The sequence below is a fragment of the Shewanella aestuarii genome (genome assembly GCF_011765625.1).
Taxonomy (GTDB): Bacteria; Pseudomonadota; Gammaproteobacteria; order Enterobacterales; family Shewanellaceae; genus Shewanella; species Shewanella aestuarii_A.
The window spans coordinates 1,377,607-1,391,365 of sequence record NZ_CP050313.1 but is presented as its reverse complement, the minus strand read 5'-3'; the positions used below and the strand labels follow the sequence as shown (position 1 = coordinate 1,391,365).

Below are 13,759 nucleotides of genomic sequence, written 5' to 3'. Positions count from 1 at the left end.
CATTAAAGAAATTAGGTTAACGATTTAAATGCCGCTACAGTATAAAAAGACCCAAACACAATTACTACATCATCAGGGCTAATTGTTTGCTTAACTGATTGCCATGCATTGTTTATATCATCAAAAGTATTGATTGTAACTGACTGATTTATTTTTGATTGCGCCAGATATGTATCAGCTAACTGTTTAGCACTAGCGCCTCGTTCAGTATTTAATGTGATCATATTCCATTGGTTAATAACTGTATCTAACTCAGTAAACACGCCACCTATATCTTTATCTTTAAGCATGCCACAAATAGCGACTATGTTGGCAGCACTGTGTTTTTGTAGTTGCTTAGCTAGATATTTAGCCGCATGAGGATTATGGGCCACATCGAGTAATACTAACGGTAATTGACTGATTATCTCCAGCCGTCCCGGCAAGGTCGCCTGAATTAATCCTTGGCTTATGGTTTGCGGCTTTATCTCAGGCCATAATTGACTAACCAGCGCCACTGCACTAGCGGCATTGGCAAGGGGTAAAGTGGGCAAAGCCAATTGGTCAAACTCAGCAAACTCAGACGTAAATCGCCAATATTCGTTAAACTGTTGATAACTAAAATCATCACCAACCCTAATGAGCTGACAATCAATCTGATTAGCATAAGCAATCACTGATTGCGGCAAATCAGGCTCACCCACTACGCAGATACATTGGCTACGACAAATGCCGGCTTTCTCTCGGCCGACAAGTTCTCGAGTGTCACCTAAGTATTCTTGATGATCTAAATCGATAGAAGTAATAATGGTTGCGGCAGAATCAATAATATTCGTCGCATCTAATCGACCACCTAGCCCGACTTCGAGTATCGCCACATCAAGCTTAGCTTGTTTAAATAAATATAATCCTGCAAGGGTAGCATATTCAAAAAAAGTTAATGATATCTCAGCTCTTGCCTGTTCAATTGCGTTAAACGCTTTGATAAAAGCTGCATCGCTACAATCTTGCTGATTAATTCTAACCCTTTCGTTGTATCGCAATAAATGAGGTGAGCTATAGACCCCAACGGTCTTACCTGCTTCAATCAAAATGGACTCCAGCATGGCACAAGTTGTGCCTTTGCCATTAGTGCCAGCAACAGTGATAACTTGTGTATCATTTAAAGTAAGCAAATCAAGTCGTTTGGCGACTTCAGACACGCGAGTTAACCCCATATCTATTTCACTTGGGTGTATCGCTAGTAAATAAGCTAACCAGTCATCTAATTGTTGGCATGTCGAATCAGGAGCAGTTGTGATTGTAGATTGAGGCATGGTTCACTCACCTATTTTTGTTATTATTTTATTTGTACCTAATCGAGCATAAATAATGGACCTAAGGCAAGCTTAGGCAAGTTATATTGCTCAGGGTAAGTCACATCAACCAAATACAAACCATTTGGTTTGGCGGTTGCTGCCGCTTGATTTCTATCCTTTGCGTCTAAAAGCTGCTTCATCCAATCTAGGGGTTGATTGCCTAACCCAATTTCAATCAATGACCCGACAATATTGCGCACCATATGATGTAAAAAGGCATTTGCTTGAATATCAACCATAATATACATGCCTTGGCGTGTGACACGTACATGGTGAATATTCCTAAATGGGGTGTTGGACTGGCATTGCACCGCCCGAAAACTAGTAAAGTCATGCTCACCAATCAGTACTTGAGCTGCTTGGTGCATTAACGATTCATCAATATCGCCATGATAATGGCTCACACCATGACGTAAAATACCAGGGCGTAACTGATGATTATAAATGATATAGCGATATCGCCTAGCCGTTGCACTAAAGCGTGCATGAAAACTGTCATCAACTTCTTTTGCCCAGCGCACAGCAATATTGTCTGGCAGTTTAGTATTGGTGCCAAACATCCAAGCTGTCATGGGTCTTTGAGCATTAGTTTCAAAATGAACCACTTGACCTGTTCCATGAACACCTGAGTCAGTTCGTCCAGCACAAAATACATCAATGGATTCATTGGCAATATACGATAAGGCTTTTTCGAGCTGTGCTTGAACAGAATCGACTTCAGCTTGGCGTTGCCAACCAAAATACTGACTGCCATCATATTCAATACCCAACGCAATACGCATAAAACTGACCCTATAGTTTGTAATGGCGCGCATTCTATCATAAAAAAAACGGTGCTTGTTAGGCACCGTTTATGAGTTGAGCTTTTGTGTGAAATTAAACGTGATTGACTAAGTTAATTTTTTTAATAAACCAGTAGCCTCTAACTGCTGACGCTCATTACCGTCCATTTGAACTTCTTTCAATAACGCTTTTGCACTATCTTCATCTTCAATTTCAATGTAAGCCCGAGCCAAATCTAATTTGGCATTTACCGAGTTTTCTTCATCATCCACATCGACCATATCAGCATTGCCAAGTAGTGACTCAACCTCACCCATGTCAACATCGACTTCTTTATATTTATCGGTAACAGGCTCATCATACTCATCAGCATCATTTAACAGCTTGTCAATATTGATAAAACCATTCTCTCGCTCAAAGTTGCTTAGTTCGGCTTCAGTAATGTCAGGTGTGCTATTTGTTTGTTTAGCATCAAGCGCGGCAAGAGCTTCGTCAACCGTTAAGTTATCATCAGACAGAACAAAATCATCTTCAGATGTATAGTCGTCATCACTTTCGTGATCATCTAAAGACTCTGAAAATGCTGCTAATAAGTCATCATCACTGAAATCAAAATCTTGCTCATCTGCGGCCAATTTATCCATTTCATCAAATTCAAGATCATCTGGCTTGGCTTTTGATGCCGCTTTAAACAGATCCGCCTCCCAATCGAGCATCTCAGGTTGTGGCTTCTTGCTAGCTTTTAAATCATTGAAAAATCCTGATTCTTTCTCAACAGCAAGCTTTTGGTCATTTTTAGTCGCAGCTGATAACGCTTCGGATGGCGATTCAGACAAGGCTGTTTGAGTGTATTCTTCTTGCTCTGCTTGGCGTAAATCACTTTCAAGAAGATTAAAATCAACATCGTCTTCGTCAGTTTGCGTTTCGCTGGCTTGTTCAAGTTCAGACAGTAAGCCAGATAAATCCTCTTCTTCGGCTGACTCTGGGGTTAAGCCTTGTGATAAATCCTCTTCACTTGCTGTCGCTAATTCAGTTAATAAACTGTCTAAATCAACATCGGTGTCACTATCAACAACACTTTCAGGCTCGTTAGCGGATAAATCATCTTGTAAAGTGAATGCGTCATCTTTGTTGTCAATCTCTGAATGACTTGCCAGTAAGCTGTCCAGTTCGGTTTCAGGAGAAAATGCTTCGCTTTGACTGACATCATTCTCAGCCAATAATGGATCAGTATCGTCCTCTGTATCATCATCTTTAACATCAATGTCGGTATCTAACTCTACGGCAATGTCATCTGCAAGGTTAGTATCAGGCTCAGTATCATTTGCCGATGTTTGACCGTCATCAGTATTAAAACCAGCTAATAATGCATCGATATCGTCATCAGCAACCTCATCTTTTACGTCAATTTCTTCGGCTAACTCTGATGCTATTTCATCTGCAAGGTTAGTATCAGTATCATTTGACGTTGGTTGGCTGTCATCACTATTAAAACCGGCTAATAATGCATCGATATCGTCATCAGCAACATCATCTTTTATGTCAATGTCTTCGGCTAACTCTGATGCTATTTCATCTGCAAGGTTAGTATCAGGCTCAGTATCATTTGCCGTTGGTTGGCTGTCATCAGTATTAAAACCGGCTAATAATGCATCGATATCGTCATCAGCAACATCATCTTTTATGTCAATGTCTTCGGCTAACTCTGATGCTATTTCATCTGCAAGGTTAGTATCAGGCTCAGTATCATTTGCCGTTGGTTGGCTGTCATCAGTATTAAAACCCGCTAATAATGCATCGATATCGTCATCAGCGACATCACCTTTAACATCGCTATCATGCTCTAACTCTGCTGCAATCTCATTAGCAAGGTTACTATCAACGTCAGTGCTATCAACGTCAGAGTTATCAATTGCAGATGGGCTGTCATCAGCATTAAAGCCTGCTAATAGTGAGTCGATATCATCTTCTGCAACATCATCTTCAATATCTATGTTAGTTTGAACTTCAGGCTCAAGCTCAGAGGCAATTTCATCAGCTAATTCATTTGAAGGGGGGTTAACATCATCACTTTCAAGATTGTCAAAGTCGAAATCAGCAAGAATATCATCAACATTATCATTTGAAGCTGAGTCTTGCTGTTCTTGTTCATTACCCAAATTAGCTAAAAGTGAATCTATGTCATCTTCATCTGCTTTAATTTCAGCATTAGGTTCATCAATAGGATCATCTAGCCCAGCAAGCAGATTGTCTAAATCATCATCGGTTTCTAACGGCTCAAGTTCCGAGTCTTGTTCATCCATTGCTTCAGCCCATAAATCATCCAGCGAGGTTCCTTCTTCATCGATTTCGGGCTCATCTTCAGTGTTTTCTGCAATGAACATTTCTGATGCCATGTCCATTTGGTCATCATCCATTTGCAATTGAGCTTCTGGTTGCAGATCAAGACTATCCAGATCCAATAAATCATCAATTGATGAAGCATGATCAGAATCAAGATGAACAGCTAATGCATCAAGATCATCTTCATCGCTGACTTTTGCTTGATTCGCAACACCTGTTTCTGTATCGGAGTCAACTGGCTTTACTGCTTCGTGAGAATCAATTGAATCGCTCGTTGAACGACGACGCATTAACCAAAAAATTAATCCAAAAATAACGATTAAAGGTAGCGCGGCCGCCGCAATCAATAACGCGGTATTGTTCGTTAACGTTCGCCAAAAATCGGTCGGTTGTTCTATTGCTGGCTGGTTTTCTTGTTGCTGTTCATTGATAAGCATCTCATGCTTGGCCATCAAGCTTTGATGCTTTTCACGAAGGAGCTGTAATTCTTCTTCTAATGTTCCAGTAATTAAACTCAACTCTTCAATTTTTTGCTTAAGCACTTGGTTATCAGTGCGAGTCACCATTAACTGATCTTGCGCACGAGCAAGCTCATCAGTAATCATGACATTTTTATTGTTCGCTTTATCAAGCTCAGCTGATAAATCTTTAATCGTTTGATTACTTTTAACGGTTTGTGCTGGAGTGTCAGGCGCAGTCACTGGTGCTTGTTGCACAATTTGTAACGGCTTTTCTGCAGAGGCGGCTTTGGGCGAGTTAACAACAGGAGCTATGTTATCAACTGTAGAGTTATTACCAGCAGTTTGAGGATCCGATTTAGGTGTTGTTATGCCTTGTTTAATGGCTTTATCATTATTTTCCGCTCTGATTTTCGCCTCTTGAGGTGAGATGGATGTCATCACATCAACGGAAGGAATGATTAAGATCATCCCGCGCTCTAACGTATTGTAATTATTACCACTAAAGGCATGAGGGTTAGCATCAAATATGGCAGCCATTACCTGATAAACACTGACTTTATCATTTGGCCGAACTTTTTGAGCAATACTCCAAAAAGTATCTTTAGAAGTCGTAGGGCCATATTGCTGTTGAGTTTGCCTGACCTCACCGTTAGGGCCAGTTATTTTAAGTGTTTCAGCGTGTGCCGAAGACATAAGTGGGGTGATAGTAACTGTAAAGGTGGTACAAAGAAGTAAACCAACCCAATGTGAATTACGAAATGTCATTCAATCCTTCCCTTTAAGCACGGTATATTTTGTCTGCTAGACAAGTGGCTGTAGGTCATTATTATCGTTAGTTGTTATTGATTAATGATTTTTTTACATTTCTAAGACTATAAACTAACTTTGTCTGCCCTGCTACATAGAGGCAAGTCTAAAACAAAAAAAGCCCACAAAATGCGGGCTTTTTAAGCTAAACAGTTCAATTACATGACGTAATCGTTAATGCGTAAAAAAATAAAAAACTTTGTTTAGTAATAGTCACGAATTAAAATTTCAGCAATCTGCACACTATTTAATGCAGCACCCTTACGGATGTTATCGGCAGTAACCCATAAATTTATACCATGAGAGTGTGAAATATCTTTTCTGATACGGCCAACATAAACTGGGTCTTGACCCGCTGACTCTGTTACCGCTGTTGGATATTCATCATCGCTTTCAAAAAGGACCACACCTGGTGCATCACGCAGTACAGCTTTAACGTCTTCAGCACCTACCGGCTGACGGGTTTCAAGATGAACCGCTTCCGAATGCCCATAAAATACAGGGACACGCACTGCAGTTGGATTAACAACAATATCATCATCAGCAAAGATTTTTTGAGTTTCCCACACCATTTTCATTTCTTCTTTGGTGTAGCCATTTTCCATAAATTTATCAATTTGTGGCAACACGTTAAATGCAATTTGCTTTGGATATACGCTAGGCTCAATCGGTAAACCTTGAAGCAGCTTTGCTGTTTGACCCGCTAATTCTTCAATGGCTTTTTTACCCGTACCCGATACTGATTGATATGTTGATACGTTAATTCGGCTAATGCCAAATGCATCATAAATAGGCTTTAATGCCACTAACATTTGAATGGTTGAGCAATTCGGATTAGCAATAATATTGCGGTTACGAAAATCTGCAATCGCTTCTGGATTCACTTCAGGTACCACTAATGGCACATCGATGTCATATCTAAAGTGTGAAGTATTATCGATAACCACACAGCCTGCTTCTCCGGCAATAGGTGCCCATTTAGCAGAAACATCACCACCAGCAGAGAAAAAGCCAATTTGAGCCTGAGTCCAGTCGAACTTATCTACGTCTAGAATTTCTACCTGTTTACCATGAAAGCTCACAGTTTCGCCGGCACTGCGACTACTCGCTAAAGGAAATAACTTAGCAACTGGGAAATTACGTTCTTCGAGGATCTCAATCATAGTTTGACCCACTGCGCCCGATGCACCTAAAACGACAACATTAAATTCTTGAGACATATTACCGCCCGACTCCTAATAATCTTATTGAACTGACAATCTACCTAGTTTATTCAGTATATGCTAGGTCTGATTTACTCTAAATTGGCTAATTGGATTGATTTTTTCTCAACTGGCTACTTAGCTTGAGTAAAACATCAACATATCATAATAAAGAGACTGATTTATTGTGAAAAACCTAATGCAGACAACATTTTTTCGCAATGATTACTTGCAGATTTTGCATCATTCGCCATTACCTTAAGCGACAACGCGCTAAATTCTCGTCTATGTGTATGTTGCTTTCGTAAAGCATCAAAACCTTCTGGTGTTGAAAAATATTGCCTAAATAAAGCATCGTCGTCGCGTAAATCAAATACTAACCGACAAAGTTTGAGTAAATCTGATTCAGATAGACCATCATTGGCACTCAGTTGATTAAACTGAAACGAAGGTAATAAATTTACTAAACTTTTATTGGCTTCAATCGCTAACACTTCGCACAGCTTTTCATACAGCATAAAAGTTCCACGCGCCTTGCCCTCGAGGCTGTAACCAGCAATATGCGGAGTAGCAAACTCAACCAAAGGAACCAACTCAGCCATAGGGTTAGGCTCCCCCTGCCACACATCTAATATAAGCTTTAAATCGCTTCTAGTTTGTTTAATGTTGATCAGAGCGCGGTTATCAATCACTTCGCCGCGACAACAATTGACTAGCCAAGTATTTGGCCTCAATTGAGCTAACCTATGCTCATCAAACATATACCATGTTTTGTGTTCACCTGTTTTGGTGATCGGCACATGTAATGAAATAACATCAGCCTTGGCAATTATCTCATCAAGACTGACAAATTCTCGAGGGTCGCCTTGAGCCTGCTTAATAGGATCGCAAAGCATTACCTTTAATCCATAAGCCTGCAGACATTTAGCTGCTGCGGTTCCCGTATTACCTGCACCAACTATGCCAATGGTTTTGCCTTTAAGTTGAGTCTGTAGCTTTTTGGCTAGTTCAAGCAAAGCGATAAAAACAAATTCCCCCACGGCTGTGGCATTACAGCCAGGGGCATTACTAAAAGGAATCCCGCGCAGTGCTAAATAATCGGTATCAATATGGTCAGTCCCAATAGTGGCACTACCTACAAATTTAAGTTTGGTCGCATCTTGTATTAAGGCTTGGTTTACCTTGGTAACAGAGCGAACTAGTAATACATCAGCATCTTTGACTTGGTTTGCGGTAAGCTTTCTTCCATTGACTAAAGTAATATCAGCAATATCGGTAAACAAAGCCTCGACATAAGGCATATTTTCATCGGCGACTATTTTCATGTTATTTCTTTATTTTTGGTAAAAAAAAGGCGCTAAAAAGCGCCTTATGTATTATTCAGTTAACTAAGCAAATGAGTCTCTTAGCGGTACCGTTAAGTTAAATACTAAATGATCTGCTGACGAGTCTTTGTTGTCGGCACAGAAGTAACCTTCACGCTCAAACTGGTAAGCTTTTTCAGCTTGAGCAGCCGCTAAACTTGGCTCTACAAGGCCATGAACAACGGTTAGTGAGTTCGGGTTTAACACTTCATCGATAGTCTCAAAAGCCGCTGGGTTTGCATCGGTAAATAATGTGTTATAGAGACGGAACTCTGCAGGTTTAGCAGAGCTAGCTTCAACCCAATGGATCACACCTTTCACTTTACGTCCATCCGCAGGATTTTTACCTAAGGTTTCATTATCATAAGTACAGTAAACGGTCGTGACATTACCGTCAGCATCTTTATCACAACGCTCAGCTTTAATTACATAGGCATTACGTAAACGCACTTCTTTGCCTAATACTAGACGTTTAAAGTGTTTATTAGCTTCTTCTTTAAAATCTTCAGCATCAATAAATAACTCGCGGCCAAAAAATAGCTCACGGGTCCCCATAGCTTCGTTGTTTGGGTGTGCTGCAGCATAGATGGTTTCTGGTGTGTTATGAGGGTAGTTTTCAATGACAACTTTGATTGGTCGCAGCACAGCCATGGCGCGAGGCGCATGTTCGTTTAACTCTTCACGAATACAGGCGGTCAACATACCGACTTCAACCAAGTTATCTTGTTTGGTGACGCCAATACGCTGACAAAACTCTCGAATCGCACCAGGCGTATAACCACGACGACGTAAGCCCGCAATAGTTGGCATTCGAGGGTCATCCCAACCCGCAACTAATTTGCGAGTCACTAAATCGTTTAGTTTACGCTTAGACATCAAGGTATATTCAAGGTTTAAGCGTGAAAACTCATATTGACGAGTACGGTTTGGCGCTTGAAAATCATCTAAATGATCTAACACCCAGTCGTATAAACGGCGGTTGTCTTGAAACTCTAATGTACAGATAGAATGAGTAATGTTCTCAATCGCATCTGAAATGCAGTGGGTAAAATCGTACATTGGATAAATGCACCATTTGTCACCCGTTTGATGATGATGGGCAAAACGAATTCGGTAAATCACAGGGTCACGCATACACATAAACGGTGAAGCCATGTCGATTTTGGCACGCAGTGCACATTCACCTTCTTTGAACTCACCTTTGCGCATTTTTTCAAATAATGCGAGGTTCTCTTCAACAGCCACATCACGATAAGGACTATTTTTCCCAGGCTCTTTCAAGGTTCCACGATATTCGCGAGTTTGCTCTGCATTTAAAAAACACACATAAGCTAACCCTTTAGTGATCAACTCAACGGCATATTGATGCAATTGATCAAAATAATTTGATGAATAACGAATATCACCAGACCATTGAAAACCTAACCAGCGCACATCAGCCTGAATAGAGTTAACATAATCGATATCTTCTTTCTCAGGATTTGTATCATCAAAGCGTAAATTACATTCACCTTGGTAATCTTTTGCAATACCAAAATTTAAGCAAATTGATTTAGCATGACCTATATGCAAATAGCCGTTAGGCTCCGGCGGAAAACGAGTATGCACGTGATCATGCTTACCGCTCTTTAGATCTTCGTCGATTATATTACGAATGAAGTTACTTGGACGTACTTCGGTGTCCACTTGACTCATGGAAATCCTCTTGGCACACATGGCAATATTGTCAAAAATCAGATAATCCTACAGATCATCCACAGTTACAACTAGTGTAAACTAAAAAGTGTTGAAAAAAACAATAAACCCAGCAATTGCTGGGTTTATAAGCAAACTTAACCAGTTTTATATTATATTAACCAGTGATGATTTTAATCCCTGGAATAATTTGCTGTGCTTTTCTACCTTGCTTTTTCAGCCACAGATAAAAAATCGCTAACGCCGCTACAAAAAAGCTGATCCAAGCAACAGACTGTATTGGATGCTGATTAATTGTTGCCAATTGATACACCACAGTCGCAGTGCCATAGGCTAGACCAAAAGTCCATAATGCAGCAAAACGAGCCCATTTAACGCCAAATTCATTCACCAGAGCGCCCATTGCAGCAACACATGGAGTGTAAAGCAGAATAAAGAGTAAATAAGAGAAAGCTGCAACTTGGCCGCTAAACCCTTTTTGAAGAGCACTGAATGTAGACTTATCAATTGCTAGCTCTTCGGCTGCTGAATCAATGTTTTCTACATTACCGATATCAATTGATAACGGATCTTCAGGGGCAATACCTAGTAGGTTTTCAGGGATAGTTGCCAATGCTTCTTTAAAGCTTTCACTTAAAGGTGCTAATTCTTCATCACCGCCATCAGCTGAGCTATATAAACTGTTAAGAGTGCCTACTACCGCCTCTTTAGCGAAGATGCCAGTAATAATACCAACCGTCGCAGGCCAGTTATCATTTTCAATCCCCATAGGACCAAATAAAGGAGTTACCTGCTGACTGGCAACACTGAGCAATGATTCTTGGCTATCTTCATGGCCAAAACTGCCATCTACGCCAATGGCGTTGACAAAGTTTAATAAGGTAACCACGATGACGATTGTTTTACCTGCCCCCATAATAAAGCTTTTGGTGCGCTTGGTGGTCCGAGCCATAACGGCTTTTAAGCGAGGCATTTCATAGCTTGGTAACTCCATGACCACTGCGCTGCTTGTGCCTGGTAATAAGGTGTTTCTTAATAATAAACCTGTTCCAATTGCCGCTAAAATACCAATGATATAAAGCAAAAATACCAAATTTTGACCCGATTCAGGGAAAAATGCCGCAGCAAATAATGCATATACTGGCAAACGAGCACCACAAGACATAAATGGCGCCATCATTCCAGTAACGATTCGCTCACGCTCGCTGCCTAGGGTTCTTGTTGCCATAATCGCGGGAACTGAACAGCCAAATCCCACAATCATCGGTACGAATGCTTTACCAGGTAAGCCAATACGACGCATTAATCCATCAACTACAAATGCAGCACGAGACATATATCCTGAAGCTTCAAGTACAGATAAAGCCAAAAATAAGGCTGCAATAACCGGAATAAAAGTAGCCACAGTTTGGATACCTTGACCAACACCACCTGCAAGAACCGTCACTAACCAATCAGGAGAACCGATTGATGTTAATAATGCAGAAGTATGATCAACAAAAATAGCCCCTGCCGTAATATCAAAGAAATCGATAAATGAACTGCCCACGTTAATGCTGAACATGAACATTAAATACATAACAAATAAAAAGACGGGGATGCCCAGTACAGGATGCAATACAAACCTATCAAGGCGCTCGGTCATACTGACATGCTCACCCACGCTAACTGCTGACTTAAAGATTATTTCAACAAAATTAAAACGTGTAGTAGCTACCATGACCTCAATGTCCTCACCACTTTGCTCAGCAATTTGGGTACATTGATTAACAACATCCTTGAGTAAGCTATTTTCACAACTACCACAACCGTTACCATTACCCAACATGGCTAAAGCACGTCCACGGCTTAATTCAGGTAAATTTTGCAGTCTAGCTTGCTCGACAAGTCGAACCACGCTTTGTTCGATATCAGGATGGTAGTTAAGACTTAGCGATTGCTCAACAATCTCACCACGAACAATTTTTAAGACTTGTGATTTAACAACATCAACATCAGTTTGCTCGCGTGAACAGACGCCAATAACTGGACAGCCTAATTGAGCAGCCATTTTATCAATATCGATATCGATGTTCAGTTTTTGAGCCGCATCAATTTTATTGAGAACAACCACCATGGGTATACCCAGTTCACGTAATTGAACCGTTAAATATAAATGGCGTTCAATATTGGTTGCATCAACCAAGTTGATGATGGCATCTACGGGTTGTTCTGCAAGATATTGTTGAGCAATTTGTTCATCTAAAGAACAATCACAGCTATTACCGGCTGGCAATAAATCATAAATACCAGGTAAATCTGTCAATGAGATCGTGTTGCTTTCAAGTTCGAAATAACCCGTTTTTTTCTCAACGGTGACACCAGACCAGTTACCAACTTGTTGGTTTGCTCCCGTCAAGGCATTGAATAATGTTGATTTGCCAGCGTTTGGATTACCAACGGTCACACAGTTAAACTGCTTACTCATGCTTTAACTACCTCGATAACATCAGCTAAATCTTTACGCATGCAAATTTTGCTGCCACGCAAGTCAAGTTCTACCCCTGAGCCCATCGGCGCTCGGCGAAGCAAACTAAAGTGAGTATTGGGAGTAATCCCCATGGAAAGCAGTTTGCGCTTCACTGTTTGTGGGAGTGATAAATGACCGATTTGACATATGGTCGCATTTTCACCCGGGTTTAACTCACTAAGCTTCATTCATGTTCGCCTTATACAACATTCAAATCCAAGTAATTCTAACTAAGATGCGTAAAATAAAACCTTACCTAGATCAAAGTTCCATCTCTTAACGCGAATAGTTTTCAATTGTATTTTCTATTGTGTGACAAACATCGAGTTAACTAAAGCAAAATTTATAAAATAAACACATCCATTGTGTTCTCGCTAGGTGAGTAAGCCATAAAGGTAATCATCAACCCAGTTATTGAACATTTTTGTATGTTTAACCAAAGTCCCCTCTTGAATAAAACCCGTTTTTAATAACACCTTTTGAGAACCGAGATTAGCACTTGAGCAAACTGCCACGTATTTATGAATTGAATATTGAAGCCTTCCCCAGTCGATAATCGCTTGCAAACTCTCGGTGGCATCCCCCTTACCTTGCATAGTTGGAGCAATAGCATAGCCGACCTCAGCTCGCTGAGATTTAGCATCCTGACAATAAAAACCTATCAAGCCGACAAATTCTTTAGTATCAGAGGTTTCTATAACTAATGTCAGCCAATCACCACTTTCGTAACGCCAGGGAATAAGTCTTTGAGCAAACTTTTGCTTAATAACAGACTCACTATCAATCGCTCTTATATATTGATTAACCGCCTCATTTTGTTGAATGGCTAAAAACGATGGCCAATCTTTCAGTTCCATATTTCTAATAATTAATCTATCTGTTTAGAGCACTATGTTCATGTCTATTCCATTACTCAATAAAAAAGGCGACTAATGCGTCGCCTTTGTTTACACAGCTGGTATTAACAAGTGTTAGCCGCGGCTAGTGACTTCTAATAGATGATAACCAAACTGTGTTTTTACTGGCCCTTGCACTTCATTCAATGGAGCACTAAAAACCACTTCGTCAAACTCTTTAACCATCATTCCTGGGCCAAAAGAGCCTAACTCACCACCTTGTGAACCAGAAGGACAAGATGAATATGCCTTAGCAACATCGGCAAAATCAGCGCCTGCCACTATTTGTTGCTTTAATTCATTACACTGCTCTTCGCTGCTCACCAATAAGTGTCTTGCGGTTGCTTGTACCATTTTTGCTC

Annotated in this window: 10 protein-coding genes; all 10 read right to left on the bottom strand. The window is 40.4% G+C overall.

Features of this window, described 5'->3' with window-relative positions:
- Positions 1-11 precede the first annotated feature (11 nt).
- Positions 12-1,280, bottom strand: coding sequence for a bifunctional tetrahydrofolate synthase/dihydrofolate synthase (gene folC / locus HBH39_RS06335; RefSeq protein ID WP_432280149.1), 1,269 nt, complete (start codon positions 1,278-1,280; stop codon positions 12-14).
- 53 nt (positions 1,281-1,333) lie between these two features.
- On the bottom strand, positions 1,334-2,119 hold the full coding sequence (gene truA / locus HBH39_RS06330; RefSeq protein WP_167676619.1) for a tRNA pseudouridine(38-40) synthase TruA: 786 nt from the start codon (positions 2,117-2,119) through the stop codon (positions 1,334-1,336).
- Positions 2,120-2,227: 108 nt separating this feature from the next.
- A complete protein-coding gene (locus tag HBH39_RS06325; RefSeq protein WP_167676617.1) occupies positions 2,228-5,689 on the bottom strand; it encodes a FimV/HubP family polar landmark protein in 3,462 nt (1,153 codons plus the stop codon).
- Between the two features lie 245 nt (positions 5,690-5,934).
- The gene (locus tag HBH39_RS06320) at positions 5,935-6,951 is read right to left on the bottom strand and encodes an aspartate-semialdehyde dehydrogenase (RefSeq protein ID WP_167676615.1); all 1,017 of its coding nucleotides are present in this window, start codon (positions 6,949-6,951) and stop codon (positions 5,935-5,937) included.
- Between the two features lie 164 nt (positions 6,952-7,115).
- Positions 7,116-8,258 carry a 4-phosphoerythronate dehydrogenase PdxB gene (gene pdxB, locus HBH39_RS06315; RefSeq protein WP_167676613.1) on the bottom strand — a complete coding sequence of 381 codons (1,143 nt, stop codon included), beginning with the start codon at positions 8,256-8,258 and terminating at the stop codon, positions 7,116-7,118.
- A gap of 63 nt (positions 8,259-8,321) precedes the next feature.
- The gene (glnS, locus tag HBH39_RS06310; RefSeq protein WP_167676611.1) at positions 8,322-9,992 is read right to left on the bottom strand and encodes a glutamine--tRNA ligase; all 1,671 of its coding nucleotides are present in this window, start codon (positions 9,990-9,992) and stop codon (positions 8,322-8,324) included.
- Positions 9,993-10,149: 157 nt separating this feature from the next.
- Positions 10,150-12,459 carry a Fe(2+) transporter permease subunit FeoB gene (feoB, locus tag HBH39_RS06305; RefSeq protein WP_167676609.1) on the bottom strand — a complete coding sequence of 770 codons (2,310 nt, stop codon included), beginning with the start codon at positions 12,457-12,459 and terminating at the stop codon, positions 10,150-10,152.
- Positions 12,456-12,689 (bottom strand): FeoA family protein, encoded by a 234-nt coding sequence (locus tag HBH39_RS06300; RefSeq protein WP_167676607.1) that lies wholly within the window; start codon positions 12,687-12,689, stop codon positions 12,456-12,458. Before HBH39_RS06300 ends, feoB begins: the two co-directional genes overlap by 4 nt.
- Positions 12,690-12,875: 186 nt before the next feature.
- Positions 12,876-13,370 carry a GNAT family N-acetyltransferase gene (locus HBH39_RS06295; protein ID WP_432280148.1) on the bottom strand — a complete coding sequence of 165 codons (495 nt, stop codon included), beginning with the start codon at positions 13,368-13,370 and terminating at the stop codon, positions 12,876-12,878.
- A 102-nt stretch (positions 13,371-13,472) separates the two neighbouring features.
- On the bottom strand, positions 13,473-13,751 hold the full coding sequence (locus HBH39_RS06290; protein WP_167676605.1) for a peptidylprolyl isomerase: 279 nt from the start codon (positions 13,749-13,751) through the stop codon (positions 13,473-13,475).
- Positions 13,752-13,759: the final 8 nt, after the last annotated feature.